A 16,166-nucleotide genomic window follows, 5' to 3' on the forward strand; every position below is an offset into this window, starting at 1 on the left:
CGGGGGTAAACAGCATCTGAGCCACAGTCGGCCTCCAGAACCATCCCTCATTTAACTGCATAATTGAACTAGGCCGAACTGGTGGGTAAACAACTATGGTGCAAGCCCCATCTACATCCCTAACCCTAGAAGACTTTCTAGCTCGCTATGGCGATGACCCTCGCTACGAACTGATCGACGGAGAGCTGCGCGATTTGGAACCCACTGGCCCCCACGAGTCGGTCGCTGGCAAGGTAGTGGGCTACCTGTTCGCCGAAATTCTGCGGCGTGGGGAGCGGTGGACGATTCCGAAGAACTGTTTGATTCAGCCCCCGGCTTATCAAGCCACCGCCCTGCGCCCAGACGTGATCATTCTGAATGAACCAGCCCTAGAGGCAGAACCCCTGTGGCAGCGAGAGCCCATTGTGACCTCGGGCCAGCCCATTGTCATGGTGGTGGAGGTGGTCAGCACCAATTGGCAAGATGACTATGCCCGCAAGGTAGAAGACTATGCCCTGCTCGGCATCATCGAATACTAGATTCTGGATTTTCGGGGGTTAGGCGGGGTGGAATTTATTGGCCGACCCAAGCAGCCCAGCCTGACGGTGTGCCAACTGGCGGGGCCAGATTATAAAAAGCAGATTTATCGACAGGGGGATGCGATCGCATCCCACCAATTCCCTGACCTAAAGCTGCGGTTAGCCGACGTAATGCCCTAGGCCAAGGGTGTTCTCCCTTGTGACTTCAGAGCAAGTGTTAAAGTCTTACCACGCAAAGCTTTCTCCCTCGACCCATGTATGACCTTGTTTCAGCCGCCCTGGGGGCACAGCAGCTGACCCAGGCGGCTCAGCTCATCAAGCAGTGGCAGCAAAAGAACCCTCAAGACCCGTGGCTTAAGCTGGCGATGGGGCAATACTGGGAGGCCAAAACCGAGCTAGAAAAAGCCCAGGTCATCTACACGCGGCTGCTGCAAAGCACTGCCAACCCCAAAGTGCTCAGCCAGGCCCGCGAGGGCGTGCAGCGGGTGCGCGATCGCCTAGCCCAGCAGCGAGAGCACGACCTCAGCGCCGCCAAGCAGCAGCCGGGGGCCGAGGCGGCAGCGGTACTGGTGCTAGAGCCGGTGACAGGCTCTGAACGCGAGGCGGCTGCCCAGGGCCTTGCCCGTGTCATGCAGATCGACGCCTACACCGCCAGAACTCGACTGCCTAGCAAGCACTGGCGGCTGCTGCGGGTCGGGCCAGCGGGAGAACTCCAATACTTTTGCGAACAGCTCAAGGCCGGGGGCACTCCGGCCTGCTGGGCGACGGCCAAGCAGGTCAAGGAGCTATCGACCTTTCGGGTAGAGTCTATTCAAGCGGTAGACCCACAGCTCACCTTAGTTTGCCAAAGTAGCACCGGTCAGCGGGGCACTATTCAACTCGCCTGGCGCGACATTACCCAGTGGGTAGTAGGTCAACTGCCGATCTACGAATCGGTGGTTGACCTGGATGCCCGAGGCAAGCTCAAACGCAAAGATGCCACCCAAGACTATGGCGAAATTATCGATTGGCATTTGCACGGGCGGGGATGCATTTTGCGGTTCTGCGATCGCACCTACAAATACCGCGACGCCATACCGCTGCCGCCCGCTGAAGCTTTCCCATCACCACTGATTGCCGCCACCGCCTGGAAGGCCATGAAGCGCTACTTCGCCGACTGCATTTTGGCTGCGCCCAGAACCGACTTCAGTGGCTTTGGCGAGGGTGCCCTCGATTTTATTGATCTGCTGCCACCCTTTGAAACCCATATAGAGCTGGGGCGATCGCTGCCTTCGCCCTGGGATGGGGCCTTTCACCTGTACAGCAGTCTGCGGTTTCTGGCGGCTAGCCCCACCCCCTAAAGACCAAGCAAAAACAAAGCCAGAGATACCAATGGCATCCCTGGCTTAGATAGGTACTGTAACCCGCTAATGTAGGCGCGATCGCACCTGTCTTAGACCTATCTTGCCTTAACCTGCTTAGCCATATCCATAAAGGGAGACAGGCTGGGGCCAGGGCGACGGCGGCGGGGCATGGCTGTCCCCACGCTGGTGAGGTAGTTGCTGGCAAAGCCGGTGGGCGCGGGCGCAATGGCGGTAGTTGCCACGGGCGCAAGAGCCGGAGCTGCTGGAGCCGCCGGAGCTTGGGTTTTAGCTGGTGTTTTAGTCGCGGCCTTGGCTGGGGCAGCGGCCACTGGCTCAGCCTTAGCTGCAGGAGCCGGGTCAGCGGAGGGCAGGCTATCGCTGACGGCTTCCTCTAGCTCCAAGAAAAACTCAGACTTTTTGCCCCCACTAACCAGACCAGCGACGGCCTTAAAGATGCCGCCCAGCAGTCCAAAGATAGTCCCAAAAATAGACTTGATTAAACCCATGGGTATGTCCTTGATGTATCTGCGTTTCTGCTTTGATTATCAAGTTCCGTTACGCCCTCTCACAAGGAAAGGCGACATCTAGACAAAAAAGTTAACACTGGCTCTCACATTCAATCGGCACGCCCGTGACGGGATAACCCGCAGCCCTACAGCCCACCCGCCTGAGCCCAAACACTCATTTCTTCGCCTCAAACACCGCCAGAGCATTTTTTTGCCTAGGAAGCAAATCTGTATAAGCAGACCCTTTACTTTACTTAAAACTTCGTTACGATAACTAATAACGATGTTAACTTTTCTTAATCCCCATGATTGCTCAGCAACGCATCCTATCCTTGGGCGGGCTTGCGCTTCAGCCCAATCAGTCCACCAACATGGCCTTTCAGATTTCTTGGACAATTCTGAGAGTTGTGGCCGGTGTTGTGATGGTTCATAACGGTCTTGACAAGCTAGCTAACATTGAGAGCTTTGCCCAGGCCTACGTCGCCTACCTGGGTCTGCCCTTTCCCATTACCCTCAGCTACATGGCCGCTTTCACCGAGTTGATTGGGGCTCCCCTGGTGGCTCTAGGACTGTTTACCCGGCCTGCTGCTCTGGGTCTGTTTTTCACCATGACGGTGGCCATGTATCACCACATCAAGGTGGCGGGCTTTAGCATTCCTTACCTAGAACTGTCGGCCATCTACGCAGCTACCTTCCTGTTCTTTGTAATCAACGGCGGTGGTCGGTTTTCTGTGGATGCGCTGCTGGCCAATGTGCTCAACGGGCTGCGTACCAACCAGACCAACGGTAAGCGCGCTTCGTTAGAAGATGTGTTTCAGCGCTCGGACAAAGCCAAGTCTCCTCTGTAGGCGATCGCGGCAATTTAGGTGATTTTTGGGAAACTTTCTCCCTAGTGCTGGGTCGTGCCCACCCTCCGGCAGCTACAGTCGCTAGACAAAGCCGGGATCGTGTTTTCTGGCGATCTCTTTAGCAGAACCCCCCGCGTATTCAGATACGTAGGGGGTTCTGTGTTGAGCTTAGGTGTGGGGTTCGCCAAACAGCACGAGAGAACAAGTGGCTTCGTCAATCACCTGGTGAGTGACATCGCTCACAGCCAACCCACCGGCGGTGCGCCGCCGCATCGATCGCAAGACAATCAAGTCGTGGTCGCGGGCAGTTTCAAGAATGATCTCGGCAGGGTTGTCGTGGATTTGGGTAATCAAGTTCCAGCTAATCTGGGGACCGCTGGCCATGACCTTGTTGAGGGCTGCTTCGAGGGCTTTGACTTGCTCGTCGGGGGTATGGCGATCGCACACGTGCAGCAGCGTCACCGCAGCCTTGTGGGTATCGGCAAACATTTGGGCAAAGCGCACCGTCCGTGCCGCCTGGGGGGTAATGTTCTTCATCGGCACCAAAATGCGATGAATGTCGATCGGTTCGGCGAGCAGTCGGGCCACGGCTACCGGGCAGTGGCTTGACCAAAACACATCGTCCACCAGGGTGCCAAATAGCTTGGCCCGAAATCCCTGGCGGCTCCAGCCTAGCAAAATGAGACTGGCGTTTTGCTCACGGGCAGCGCGGGTAATGCCCTCTGACACGTCATCGTCGATGCGCAGCACCGAGTAGGCCTGGGCGTTAAACTCCTGGCTGAGGCTTTCGGCCTTTTGCAGCAGTTTGCGGCTCTGGCCCAAGGCATCGACCAAATTAGGATCATCCATGTGCACATGGGCACGGGCCACGGTGACCGGGATGACATAGCCCCCTTCATGACTAGCCAGCAGAGCAGCCATTTCGATCAGGTATCGCTGAGTGATGGGGTTATAGATCGGCACCACTACGGTAAACGGGCCGGTGATAGTCGAGTCAGCGCGGTTTTCGGGGGCAGATCCGTAGTCAAACCACAGAGAGGTTGACTCAGGTCGAATTAGCTTAGGTGTCACCAGTCGTCCGGCAAAGCGGGAGGTTAGCAGTGGCCCGACCACTGAGGTGACCAGCATCATCACGATGACGGCGTTAAACTCTAGCTCGGAGATAATGCCTTGCTGTAGCCCTACTAAAGCGGCGGCCAAGGTAGCCGCTACCTGAGGCATCGACAGCGACCACATGGTCAAAATTTGTGCCCAGCGGTAGCCAAAAAAGGGCTTGGTCACTAGGGCCGCCAAAAACTTGCTGGCGATTAGGGTGCTGGTCAGGGCCAGGGTAAAGGCCAGGTTGGTGGTAATTGACTCCATAAAGACCTGGAGGTTGAGCAGCAGCCCCATGCACACAAAGAAAAACGGGATGAACAGCACCCCGCCGACAAATTCCACCTTTTCTTTGACCGGGCCATGGCCGACTACGTCGTTGACCGCTAGCCCCGCCAAAAAGGCCCCCACAATTTTGTCTACGTTGATCAGCTGCGACCCCACCGCCGCTACAAACACCGCCGCCAGTACGAACAAAAACTGGTTGCCCTCGCGATCGCCGTTGCGCTTAAAGTACTGCTTGCCTGCCCAGTCAATGCCCACCAGCACCGCCGTGGCAAACAGGCCCAGCATCACCAACTGGGTCACCACCGTTTGGGCCGAAAACTCACCGGCCTGGGCTGCCACACACATGGCCAACACCAGCAGCGCGCCAATATCGGTAAAAATTGTCGCCCCCACCGTGGCCGTGACTGAGGGTTCTTTGCTGATGCCTAGGCGCATCACAATCGGGTAGGCCAGCAGAGTGTGGGAAGCCAGCAATGAGCCGATCAGCACCGCCGCCACCCAGTCAAACCCAAAGGCCCGGCTGAGCAGCAGCCCCGCCGTTAGGGGCACCGCAAAGGTGGAAAAGCCAAACCCTAGAGAGCGGTTGCGGGTGCGCTTAAAGTCTTTGAGGTCGATTTCTAGCCCGGCTACAAACATCAGGTAGATTTTGCCCACGTCAGAAAGCAGGGTCTCGACCTCCCCAGCGGGGTTCAACAACCCCAGCACACTCGGGCCTAAAATTACCCCCGCTGCCAGCAGCCCCACCAGTCCCGGCAGCCGCAGCCGCTCAAAAATGGGCGGGATAATCAGCGTCACCAGCAGCAAAATTGTGAATGCGATGATCGGGCTGTTTGGCAATGTGCTTAAAAGTCCAACCATAGCGCCGCCTCTACAACAACTGGTCTGATACCAAATCCGACCCACAAAACACCGATTTGAAACCGATACCTCGTAGGGGCATTGCACTGCAATGCCCCTACAAATCGGGGGTAGACAGATTAGGATTTGGTCTTAGCTCTAAGCCTATGCCATTTGAGTCGTTCTCTTTGGCTGCCGCGATCGCAGCCTAGATTCCCAGGCGTTGGTAGACCTGATCGAGGTTGCGCAGGTGGCGATCGGGGTCAAAGCAGGTGGCGATCTCCGCTGGGGAGAGGTTGGCCTTGACGCGATCGTCGGCCTCAATCAGGTGGCGAAAATTGCCGTTGTCGGTGTTCCAGGCCTGGTGGGCGCACGACTGCACAATGGCGTAGGCCTCTTCGCGGGCCAACCCCTTGTCAACCAGCGCCAGCATCACCCCTTGGCTAAAGACTACGCCGCCGTAGACGTTCATATTGCGGGCCATATTTTCGGGGTAGACCAGCAGATTTTTAATCAGCCCGGTGGTTTCAACCAGCATAAAGTGGGTGAGAATGCAGCTGTCGGGAAAGGCCACCCGCTCAACCGAACTGTGGGAGATATCCCGCTCGTGCCACAGGGCCACGTTCTCTAGCGCCGCCATCGCGTTGCCCCGCAAAATTCTAGCCATCCCCGTCAACCGCTCTGAGCGAATGGGGTTGCGTTTGTGGGGCATGGCCGACGAGCCCTTTTGCTTCTTAGAGAAAAACTCCTCCACTTCCAGCACATCGCTGCGCTGGAGATTGCGAATTTCTACGGCGAACCGCTCAATCGAGGCTCCCAATAGCGCCAGCGCATTCATAAACTCAGCGTGAATATCGCGAGAAATGACCTGGGTGGAAGCCGTATCGGGACGCAGCCCCAAATTTTGGCAGGCCAGCGCCTCGATTTTGGGGTCAATGTTGGCGTAGGTGCCTACCGCGCCGGAGATTTTGCCCACGGCGATCGCATCTTGTAGATGGGCCAACCGCTCCCGGTGGCGCAGCATCTCAGCCAGCCAGCCAGCCAGCTTAAAGCCAAAGGTAATCGGTTCGGCGTGAATGCCGTGGGAACGACCGATCATCACCGTATCGCGGTGCTCCTGGGCCTTGTAGCGAATCGCCTGAATCAAGTTCTCCACGTGGGTCATAATCACCTGAAGACTGTCGACCATCTGCAGCGACAGCGCCGTATCCAGCATGTCAGAGCTGGTCATGCCCAGGTGAATGTAGCGCCCCGCATCGCCCACGTACTCATTGACGTTAGTGAGAAAGGCAATCACATCGTGGCGTACCTCAGCTTCGATCTCGAGAATGCGCTTGGGGTCAAACTTGGCTTTGGCCTTGATTTCGTCTACGGCCTCTTGGGGAATGTAGCCCAGTTCGGCCTGGGCTTCGCACACCGCAATTTCGACCCGCAGCCAGGTCTTAAACTTGTAGTCGTCGGTCCAGAGGTCGCCCATTTCGGGCAGGGTGTAGCGTTCAATCAAGGCTTTGGTCTGAATACAACCGTCCCATTCTACCCGGCCACCCCAGGCTGTGGAAAATCACCGCCCGATCTTGACCTTGAAAGGTGGGTCAGGGGGGATGCTCGCTCCCGACCCACCTTAGAATCTCCCCAGCGATTGACTAGGCGATCTACTGGAGCCGCTGCACATTTTGCTGAGCGTAGGCCAAATTGGGCTGGTACTCTACGGCCTTTTGCTGGGCGATCGCATAGTTGGGGTCAGTCTCGGGCACCTGCTGCATCAGGGCAATCGAGCTGGCCCAAGCGTCGGCTACGGCCTGCCAGTCAGCCGCCGTATTGGCAGTTTGAGCCTGGTTCGCGGCAGCCTGAGCCGCATTGACGGCCTGCCTAAAGAGGTCGGCCTCTTCTACCGCTGCCGGGTCAACTGGGGCGGGGGCGGGCGCCTCACCATCAGGGGCGGGGGCCTCACCACCCGGATCAGGGGTGGTAGGCTCAATGACCGCCGGGTCGCCGTCCCCAGGGGTAGGCTGTTGTGGGCGTCCCAGCAGGCTGTTGAGCAATAGCCCCGCCAATACCAGCGCCACGGCCCCCAGACCCAGCCCTAAAATTAACCGCATGGGCAGACCAGACCCCCCTGAGCGGCGCCCACGGCCATCGTCGTTAAACTGATCAGGAGCTAGCGAGACGTGGGTAGAGGGGTCTGAGCCAAATTCTTGAATGAAATCGTCGGTGGCGTCGGGTTCGTCATCAATGACTGCCGTTCCATTCGGAATGAAGCCGTTTGTCTCGGGGCGATCGCTAAACACGTCAGCATCAAACGCCCCGTCGTCAAACCCCTCATCATCAAACCCTGCGTCGTCTATGCTGCGATCGCTAAAGTCTGCTTCACCAAAAGCCGGATCGCTAAACGCTGTATCCCCAAAGCCCTGCGATTCAAAACCCTCGTTGCTAAAGTCTGCTTCACCAAAACCAGGGGGCTTTAACTCATCGCCACCCCATTCGACCGATTCAAGCGCCAGCTCTTCGGCAGCGGCATTATCGACCAATCGATCTGACGTTGGGTCAGCCGCTACGTAGATGTCAGGCGGCTCAAAGGCCAACTCATCGCTATAGTGACCCTGTTCTCCTAAGTCACCGTCAAACCTCAGATCATCGGCGGGGGCATAGTCACCCCCCACAGTTTGATCTAGCTCCATAGTGGCAAAGGGCATATCAGCATCGGCCTCAAAGCCAAAGGCATCAGCCGTGCCTGCCTCTGCATCTAGCTCCAGGGTATCAATGCTAGTGAGCGTTTCGTCATCGGCCAAAAAGGCGTCAACTTCGAAGGGGTTAGGCGTGGCATAGGCGCTGTCATCGAAATCGGCGGACGGGTCAAGCACCAAGCTGGGGTCAAAGTCCCCTGCTGATTCATCCCAGGAGGCGAAATCTGTGCTGCCGGGGTCAAAAACCTCAGCCTCAAACCCAGATGACTCGAAACCGAGCAGATCAGGGGACAGATCGTTGGGAGTAGTCAACTCCTCCCCATCGATCAACGGCATCTCAAACGATTCAGAAGATAGATCGGCATCGGCGACATCGAGATCAAAGTCAGTGGTGCCCTCGTCACCCAACTCTTCAACGCCTGCCCAATTCTCATCGGTATCAAAGGCCATGTTGAGTTCTGTGCTCCCAGCCTCTGCCACTAGGCTATTGGGTTCAGCCGCTAGGTCAAGATCGGCGGCGGCCCCCAAGTCTTCGAAGGCTAGATCGTCTGGCACTAACAGTTCGGGAGGTAGGTCTTCTAGACCTGGGTCGAACGGGCCTGTGGTGGCATCGGTAGAGAGTCCGAGGTCAGAAAAGTCCGCATCGTTTGAGGTGGCTGCTTCTAGGTCAAATTCTTCGGTATCAAATCCCTCAGGTTCAAATCCCTCGGGTTCAAACTCTCCAAGTTCGAATCCTTCAGGTTCAAATCCTTCCGGTTCGAATTCTGCAGGTTCGGGCTCGTCGGTATCCCATCCTCCAACCGCCGAAGAATTGAGGTCTAGATCTAGACCCTGGCCATCGATGTCTAGATTGTCAGCGCCCATGTCGCTGAGGTTTAGATCATTGGAGTCGAGATCAGTGGGGTCGAGATTGTCGGAACTTGAGCTGTCAGCAGTCAAGTCGTCAAAGCCTAGGTTGTCAAAGCCCAGGTCGTCGGCAGGCGCGTCTAGATTGATCGGGTCACTGGGGGCATCGGACTCTAGCTCGAAGCCGTTGTCAAAGGCAGACATATCATCGATCGCCGGAAAATCGGCATCCTCCGACCAGGGGCTACTAACCCCTGGCACATCAGGGGCCGCATCGAAAGATAGGGCAGCGTTATCCTCGCTATCGCCCCACAGATCATCTAGATCGTCACTAACGTCGGGCGCAGTGGCTGGCGCAGCCGGAGTCTCAAGGTCAAAGTCGATGCCGTCTAGCTCTACAGTGGCCGCGTCATCGGCTGCCATCAGATCGGCCTCGTCAGCCTCTTCACCTAAACCCAGAATAGCGTCAGCATCAAAATCGAAACCTAGATCAGTCGTAGACTCACTCGGATCGTCCTGATCAAAGCTCAAATCTAAGTCAGAAGTGCCATCATCAACATTTGAATCGAAGTCGAGAGCGGTGGCCTCGCTATTGTCAGCAGAGGCCTCGGTCAGGTTTAGATCAAGGTCGGGGGCAGCCTCGTCAAAACCTAAATCAAAGTCCAGGGCGTCAGTCGAGCTAACTCCAGATGGATCTTCAGAGGGATCTTCGGTTAGACCCAGACCCAGATCCTCTACAGCCGTCGCTGCCGAATCATCCTCTAAGCTCAGATCAAAATCGAGCGTTGCCGCAGTTGTCTCGGCGGGGGCATTGTCGAACTCTAGGTCGAGATCAAAGTTGTCGTCGGTGAGATCCGCAGCTGATTCATCAACTAGATCCAGGTCTGCATTTCCAGGGGTATCCCCTAACCCCAGACCCACCTCTAAATCGTTGGACGAGGTAGCCTCAGCAGACGCATCGCCCAGCGCCAGGTCGAGATCAAAGTCGTCACTAGCCGCGTCACTGGGGCCTTCCCCTAGGTCCATGGCAAAATCGAGGTCGTCGGCAGCGTTCACTTCAGGCGCATCGCCCAAGGCCAGGTCCAGATCAAAGTCGTCACTAGCCACATCACCGGGCGCATCACTGGGGGCTTGCCCTAGGTCCATGGCCAAATCGAGGTCGTCGGCAGCGTTCACTTCAGGCGCATCGCCCAAGGCCAGGTCGAGATCAAAGTCGTCACTAGCCGCATCACCGGTCGCATCGCCGGGGGTTTGCCCTAGGTCCATAGCAAAATCGAGGTCGTCGGCAGCGTTCACTTCAGGCGCATCGCCCAAGGCCAGGTCGAGATCAAAGTCGTTACTAGCCGCATCACCGGTCGCATCACTGGGGTTTTGCCCTAAGTCCATGGCAAAATCGAAGTCGTCGGCAGCGTTCACTTCAGGCGCATCGCCCAAGGCCAGGTCAAGATCAAAGTCGTCACTAGCCGCGTCACTGGGGCCTTCCCCTAAGTCCATGGCAAAATCGAAGTCGTCGGCAGTGTTTACTTCAGGTGCATCGCCTAAGGCCAGGTCGAGATCAAAGTCGTCATTGGTTGCATCACCGGTTGTATTGCTGGGGTCTTGTCCTAGGCCCATGGCGAAGTCGAAGTCGTCGGCAGCGTTAGCCGTAGGCGCGTTGTCCAATGCCAGATCAAGATCAAAGTCGTCACTAGCCGCGACACCGGTCGCATCACTTGGGGTTTCCCCTAGCTGATCAAAGTCGAAGTCGGCGGCAGGGGAAGTTGCATCGGCGGTATTATCTAACCCCAGATCGAAACTCAGGTCAGCATCGGTAGCCGTATCGTCTAATCCCAAATCGAAATCTAGGTCGGCATTGGCATCGGGGCTAGTGCCAGTGTCGGCAAGGTCAAAGTCGCTGGTGCTATCGGCAAAGTTTAGATCAAAATCAGCGGTAGACCCGAGTCCGCCATCGTCGCCAAAGCCCAGATCAAGTTCCTCTCCGTTGAGGTTGCCACCCAGGGCAGTGTCAAAATCTCCCAGGTCTAGATCGAGGTTGTCAGCAGGGTTTAGATCGAACCCTAGATCTAGATCGGCGTCAGTGCTGTCAGCAGTGTTTAGATCAAACCCGAGGTCTAGGTCAGGTGCGGCAGCTGTATTCGCGAGATCAAGATCTAGAGTGAAGTCGTCAGCGACGGCGGGGGCAACATCGTGCAGCACCAGGTCTTCGCTCCACGCACTGGTGTCAGTGCCGATCTGTTTGCCACTCACAATCAGATGGTGAACAGCGGCTAGCTCTAGGCCAGTAATGCCTTTTTTAACGTAGGCCACCAGATCGTCCTGGTTGGGCACTTGGGCACTCTCCAGGCTAACCCGCAGGATATTCTCCTGCTGAGCCACATAGGCTGTAATGCCCTGGGCCTCTAGGTGGCGATTCATCAGAGCCGCGATCGCATCTGGGTTGCCCTGGCGGGCCATTTGCAGAACATTGGGGGGCGTATTAGACATAGGGGTCTATTGAATTCGATGAATTCAGCGCACAGGCCGGAGAATTCCCTATAGTATGCCCGCGGTGGCTGATATTGACACATCATCCTGTAACCGCGTGTAAACCGGCTCTAATGTCACCCCAAATGTTACGGATTTTGTTGATCGAGCTGCCTCAAGATAGTTTCTAGCTGCTGCTGGGCTTCACCGTAGCGCTGCCAGTCACCCTGCTGAAGGGCCTGCTGACCCGCCTGGTAAGACTCTAGGGCGGCCTGAATCAAATTTGCCATGGTGTCTGGCAGGGGGGCTGCCTCACCAGGAGCGGTTGGGGTAGCGGCTTGGGGTGCGGGCGCATCGCCAAAGATTGCGTCTAGACCTTGGTCGAGGGTTTCGCGCATAACCACGCGATCGCCGTAGGCCAAAATAACTCGCCGCAGCTCAGGCAACTCGCCCTGGTCGGCCCGCAGATAAATCGGCTGCACGTACAGCAACGACTGCTCAACGGGAATTACCAGCAGCGTCCCTCGAATCACCCCCGACCCCTGCTGGCTCCAGAGGGTAAGCTGTTCAGAAATTTCTGGGGTTTGGCTAATGCGGGCCTCGATCTGGGTGGGGCCAAACACCAGTTCTTGCTTAGGAAATTCGTAGAGCAACAGCCGACCGTAGTTTTCACCGTCAGAGCCGCCTGCCATCCAGGCGATCATGTTGTCGCGGTTGGCGGGGGTAAACGGCAAAATCTGCAAAAACTCCTCCTGGGCCAGCCTGGGGAGCTTCATGATGATGTAATAAGGCTCCATCGCCGTCACGACATCCTCTTCTACATGCTCCGGAAACCGCCACAGGTCTTCGCGGTTGTAAAACACCTCGGGGTTTTCCATGTGGTAAGCCCGGTACATCTGGGCCTGCACGGTGAAGATATCTTGGGGGTAGCGCAGGTGCTCACGGTAGGTGGCGGGCATCGCTTCGATGGGTTTAAACAGGTTGGGAAAGATGCGGCTGTAGGTCGCTAACAGGGGGTCTTGGTCGTCGCGGGCATAGAATTCTAGAGTGCCGTCGTAGGCATCGATGAAGACTTTGACAGCGTCACGAATGTAGTTGACGCCGTTGCGCATCAGCGGGTTGGCGCTGTCTACGAGAGAAATCAGGTCGTTGCGCCGGTTGAGCGGTTCGGAGTAGGGGTAGCGATCGCTACTCGTATAGCCATCCAAAATCCATTTAATTCGCCCTTCGACGAGGGCTGGATAAGGGTCGCTGTCAAAGGTGAGAAACGGGGCTACCTGACGCACTCGATCGGCAAGCAGGCGGTGATAGTGGATGCGGGTGTCGGGGCTGAAGTAGTTGGAGATTAAAATCCGAAAATTGCCCAGATCGTAGGCGTAGGCCAGCCGCCGTAGCCAAGAACCCAAAGGCACGCCGCCGACTCCGGTGTAGCGATAGGCGGCATTGGTATTGCTGAGGGGGTAGTCAAACTCGTCAGTGTTGGCTCCGGTAAAAATGTAGTTGCGTGTGCTTTCGCCGTAGTAAATGCGAGGCTGATCGAGGGGCACATCTACCGTCGAGACGGGGGGCACATTGCGAATAAAAAACTCAGGCAGTCCATTGGGGGTCACCTGGTTGACCGGGCTCATCACCACTCCGAAGCCGTGGGTAAATTTGAGCTGGCGGTTGATCCAGTTTTGGGCCTCGGGGGGCAGTTGCTCGACCGGCAGTTCTCGGGCCGAGAGCGTTACCTGGCGGTAGTCGCCATTGAGGGTATAGCGATCGATATCAACATCTTCGAAGTTGTAGTAGAGGCGAATTTCTTGCAGCTGTTTGTAGGTGCTTAGCAGGGGAGCGTAGTCCCACAGGCGAATATTGCCAATGGTCGGCCCGTTGGCATCGACCACGGCCCGGCTGAGGTTATTTTCGGCGGGGAAGGGTTCTGAGATAACGCTGGTGAGGTTATAAGCTTGCCGGGTAAAGGCAATGTTGTGCTCAATGTAGGGCCGCTCAATGGTGAGTTCGTTGGGCTCGACCACAAAGTTTTGCTGAAACCACGGGTACAGGCCGTTCACCAGCACCAGCACTCCCAGATAGATCACAATGCCAAAGATGGGTAGCGAAAAGCCGCTGCGCCCCAGGGCAATCAGAAACAGCGCTGCCACGGCCAGGGTGACAAACCCCATGAGCCAGTAGGCCTGAAGCCGGGCATGAACATCGGTATAGCCTGCACCAAAAATCACTCCGCTGTCGGAGTACAGCAGCAGGTAGCGATCGAGCCAGAAGCCTACCGCCAGCATCACTGCGATCGCCGCTAGCAAAATACACAGGTGGGCCTTAGCTTCCCCGGTGAGAAAATACTTCCAGCCGCGTTCGGGGCGCACCTCGCCCTTGAGGGCATAGACGGTGGCGGCCAGCAGTAGGCCCCACACCAGCAGCCCTAACAGGTTCGCCTGTATCCCCTGCCACAGGGGTAGCCGAAAGACGTAAAAGCTAATATCGCGTCCAAAAATGGGGTCAGCCGTGCCGAAGGCGGTGGGGTTGAGGTATTGCAGCACCGTTTGCCAGGTCGCCGCCGATCGCAGCGCAACACCCAGGGCCAGCACAACAATTAGGCCCAGTGCCCCCAAGTTAAGCAAGCGTCCAATCTGCTCCCGCTGGTGCAGATCGCTATAGCGGCTCAAGAACCGGTAGGGGCGATCGCGGGTAATGCGTAGAGCTATGGCGTAGTTAGCCCACAGCACCCCGGCATAGAGGGCAAAGGCGCCTAGCCCCAGAGCCAACTGCCACCGCAGGCGCAGCCAAAACACCGACTCATAGCCCACCGACTCAAACCACCATGACTCGGTGAGCAGATGCACTAGGCTGCCCGAAAACACCAGCAGTAGAGTAATGGCCACCACCCAGGGCAGCAATCGACGCGCTCGAAAAGACTTAGCGGGGGAATAGGTCACAGGTATTGCAATTAAGGGCAGAGCGCACCGCCAGAGACACCTCTGGGGCACCGTTGCTCTTAAAGTCTAGCGATCTCTCTCCCCCGGGACTGGCTTCATACGGCTGGGCTTAACGTTTTTTAGCTGGGGCTAACGTTAAAGTAACCCGCCAAAAACCAGAAAACTCGACGAACAACCCTAGGTTCTATACCAAGTTCCGATTATTGCCCTACTGCCAGTAGATCAATCAGTTCAGGATCCACCATGTAGCAATAGGCTAGAGCCAGCAAGAGCAACAGCAGGCTTCCCAGTAGCCATAGGGGCCAGCGGGGTCTTACCTCACTAGGGTCGCCCATGGTGAAATCTCCTTAGCGTGATGGTAAGTTAGCTATCCAGGCCTGGGGCCTGCGGCTCATGAGACGAGATCCGGGCTGAGATGGCCGTGACATTCTTAAATAATGCTCTACCAAAAGTAAAGTCATACCTGACTACCCCTAAGTCGCCCACCTAAACTGCTCAATACCGACACCTTTGCCTCGCGCTCTAACCCAGCCAAAATTCTCTCCCTAAGGCATGGGTCGAGGTTGTTACAATTTTTAAGGGCAATTATTTGAGAGATCCTTAAGAATCTCGATGCCCAAATGCTGAACTATGGGGATGAAATAGAGACTATGGCGGTTAATTGCGCGGTAGATTGCAAAAACGGCTGTGTGCTGGGCAACGACTGCCCTAACCTGAAGTACACCGCAGAAGCCTCAAAATTTATTGCCGACACCTCCCTCGATGACATGCTGGCGATCGCCGATGAGGCCGTGCGGCGCAGGGTTATGGAGCGGGCCTCCCAGCCACCTAAATGGGTCTTGCCAGAAGATTAGGCCCCTGGTTTAGACAACCCAGCTCAGTCAGCTACAGGTTGTACCTCAACCAGGGTTGTCTGACAGATCTATAACCAGGTCCACAAAGGCCCTATGCTATGGTGGGTAGAGCAAGTTTTTAGTTGCATTGCCAGCTTGGCTATCGTCTGAGTTTGGGTACATCTCCTATAACTTCATGCTCTCTTTCTCTTTGTTTCGGAGATGTAATCATGTCAATTTACGTCGGCAACCTGGCTTTTAACGCCACCCAAGACCAAATCACTGAGGTCTTTGCCGAATACGGTGCCGTCAGCCGCGTTAGCCTACCCACCGATCGTGAAACCGGTCGGCCTCGTGGCTTTGCATTCGTAGAGATGGAAAACGAGGCTGATGAAGATGCCGCTATTGAAGCTCTAGATGGGGCTGAGTGGATGGGTCGCGATTTGAAGGTTAACAAAGCTCGCCCCCGGGAGTCTCGGGGTGGCGGCAGTGGTGGTGGTGGTGGCTGGAACAGCCGCCGCTAGGCCAAGGCCAGAGGTCAAGTTAGGATTCCATGGATTTCTATGGAATCCTAGTAAGTCGGTTGACCCTAACACTGGGGTTAACGTGGTTAGTGGAATCCGTATGGGTTCAGCGCCGATGGCATGGGTAGATTGATTCGTCTTCTTCCCGTGCCTAAATAAGCTTTCAAGCTTTGTTTGTTGTTAGGCTGAGCTTGGGGAATGTCATCCCCATAGACCAGCAAAGATTTTCAGGAGTACAAATGGCCCAAGTTGTTTTGGGAGAAGACGAAAATATTGAATCAGCCCTGCGTCGATTCAAGCGCAAGGTTTCCCGTGCAGGCATATTTTCTGACATGCGGAAAAACCGCCACTTTGAAACCCCCATCGAGAAGAAAAAGCGCAAGACCCTGGCCCGCCACAAGCAGCGCCGCTGGAGCTCAAAGCGTTAGCGACTCCAGCGCTGATCGTC

At 56.3% G+C, this 16,166-nt stretch carries 11 protein-coding genes and 1 pseudogene; 6 read left to right on the forward strand and 6 right to left on the reverse strand.

The genetic code is table 11. From position 1 onward, the window contains the following. Positions 1 to 95: 95 nt before the first annotated feature. Together RRF56_RS15855 and RRF56_RS15865 are read left to right on the forward strand one after the other, a co-directional pair. Positions 96 to 698: pseudogene (locus tag RRF56_RS15855) on the forward strand (Uma2 family endonuclease). Between the two features lie 74 nt (positions 699 to 772). After that, complete coding sequence (locus tag RRF56_RS15865) at positions 773 to 1,858, forward strand: hypothetical protein (protein WP_317034145.1); 1,086 nt, start codon at positions 773 to 775, stop codon at positions 1,856 to 1,858. 98 nt (positions 1,859 to 1,956) lie between these two features. Here the strand turns inward: RRF56_RS15865 and RRF56_RS15870 are convergent, their stop codons facing one another. Continuing rightward, a complete protein-coding gene (locus RRF56_RS15870) occupies positions 1,957 to 2,367 on the reverse strand; it encodes a hypothetical protein (RefSeq protein ID WP_317034146.1) in 411 nt (136 codons plus the stop codon). A 371-nt stretch (positions 2,368 to 2,738) separates the two neighbouring features. Here RRF56_RS15870 and RRF56_RS15875 point away from each other — a divergent pair, with 371 nt between their 5' ends. Beyond that, the gene (locus RRF56_RS15875; protein ID WP_410510619.1) at positions 2,739 to 3,215 is read left to right on the forward strand and encodes a DoxX family protein; all 477 of its coding nucleotides are present in this window, start codon (positions 2,739 to 2,741) and stop codon (positions 3,213 to 3,215) included. Between the two features lie 168 nt (positions 3,216 to 3,383). Here RRF56_RS15875 and RRF56_RS15880 read toward each other — a convergent pair whose 3' ends face one another. From RRF56_RS15880 to RRF56_RS15900, 5 genes are all read right to left on the reverse strand, one after another. Further along, positions 3,384 to 5,456, reverse strand: a complete 2,073-nt coding sequence (locus RRF56_RS15880) for a cation:proton antiporter (protein WP_317034148.1) — start codon at positions 5,454 to 5,456, stop codon at positions 3,384 to 3,386. A 187-nt stretch (positions 5,457 to 5,643) separates the two neighbouring features. Then, positions 5,644 to 6,939 (reverse strand): adenylosuccinate lyase, encoded by a 1,296-nt coding sequence (gene purB, locus RRF56_RS15885; RefSeq protein ID WP_317034149.1) that lies wholly within the window; start codon positions 6,937 to 6,939, stop codon positions 5,644 to 5,646. A 148-nt stretch (positions 6,940 to 7,087) separates the two neighbouring features. Next, the gene (locus tag RRF56_RS15890) at positions 7,088 to 11,449 is read right to left on the reverse strand and encodes a hypothetical protein (protein ID WP_317034150.1); all 4,362 of its coding nucleotides are present in this window, start codon (positions 11,447 to 11,449) and stop codon (positions 7,088 to 7,090) included. Positions 11,450 to 11,577: 128 nt separating this feature from the next. Next, entirely contained in the window at positions 11,578 to 14,361 is a 2,784-nt protein-coding gene (locus RRF56_RS15895) for a UPF0182 family protein (RefSeq protein WP_317034151.1), read from the reverse strand. Positions 14,362 to 14,561: 200 nt separating this feature from the next. Then, positions 14,562 to 14,696, reverse strand: a complete 135-nt coding sequence (locus RRF56_RS15900; RefSeq protein ID WP_317034152.1) for a hypothetical protein — start codon at positions 14,694 to 14,696, stop codon at positions 14,562 to 14,564. A 315-nt stretch (positions 14,697 to 15,011) separates the two neighbouring features. On the opposite strand from RRF56_RS15900, the gene RRF56_RS15905 reads away from it, so the two are divergent. The 3 genes from RRF56_RS15905 (at position 15,012) to rpsU (ending at position 16,146) form a co-directional block, all read left to right on the forward strand. Continuing rightward, a complete protein-coding gene (locus RRF56_RS15905) occupies positions 15,012 to 15,215 on the forward strand; it encodes a hypothetical protein (protein ID WP_317034153.1) in 204 nt (67 codons plus the stop codon). Between the two features lie 209 nt (positions 15,216 to 15,424). Further along, positions 15,425 to 15,718, forward strand: coding sequence for an RNA-binding protein (locus tag RRF56_RS15910; protein ID WP_317034154.1), 294 nt, complete (start codon positions 15,425 to 15,427; stop codon positions 15,716 to 15,718). A 239-nt stretch (positions 15,719 to 15,957) separates the two neighbouring features. Further along, on the forward strand, positions 15,958 to 16,146 hold the full coding sequence (gene rpsU / locus RRF56_RS15915; RefSeq protein ID WP_317034155.1) for a 30S ribosomal protein S21: 189 nt from the start codon (positions 15,958 to 15,960) through the stop codon (positions 16,144 to 16,146). Positions 16,147 to 16,166 lie beyond the last annotated feature (20 nt).

The sequence above is a fragment of the Nodosilinea sp. E11 genome (genome assembly GCF_032813545.1).
Lineage (GTDB): Bacteria > Cyanobacteriota > Cyanobacteriia > Phormidesmidales > Phormidesmidaceae > Nodosilinea.

Excerpts from the sequence above, each read along its gene's own strand:
- RRF56_RS15865 (WP_317034145.1), top strand. The coding sequence starts at position 773 with ATGTATGACCTTGTTTCAGCCGCCCTGGGGGCACAGCAGCTGACCCAG.
- RRF56_RS15870 (WP_317034146.1), bottom strand. The coding sequence starts at position 2,367 with ATGGGTTTAATCAAGTCTATTTTTGGGACTATCTTTGGACTGCTGGGC.
- RRF56_RS15875 (WP_410510619.1), top strand. The coding sequence starts at position 2,739 with ATGGCCTTTCAGATTTCTTGGACAATTCTGAGAGTTGTGGCCGGTGTT.
- RRF56_RS15880 (WP_317034148.1), bottom strand. The coding sequence starts at position 5,456 with ATGGTTGGACTTTTAAGCACATTGCCAAACAGCCCGATCATCGCATTC.
- RRF56_RS15890 (WP_317034150.1), bottom strand. The coding sequence starts at position 11,449 with ATGTCTAATACGCCCCCCAATGTTCTGCAAATGGCCCGCCAGGGCAAC.
- RRF56_RS15900 (WP_317034152.1), bottom strand. The coding sequence starts at position 14,696 with ATGGGCGACCCTAGTGAGGTAAGACCCCGCTGGCCCCTATGGCTACTG.
- RRF56_RS15905 (WP_317034153.1), top strand. The coding sequence starts at position 15,012 with ATGGCGGTTAATTGCGCGGTAGATTGCAAAAACGGCTGTGTGCTGGGC.
- RRF56_RS15910 (WP_317034154.1), top strand. The coding sequence starts at position 15,425 with ATGTCAATTTACGTCGGCAACCTGGCTTTTAACGCCACCCAAGACCAA.
- rpsU (WP_317034155.1), top strand. The coding sequence starts at position 15,958 with ATGGCCCAAGTTGTTTTGGGAGAAGACGAAAATATTGAATCAGCCCTG.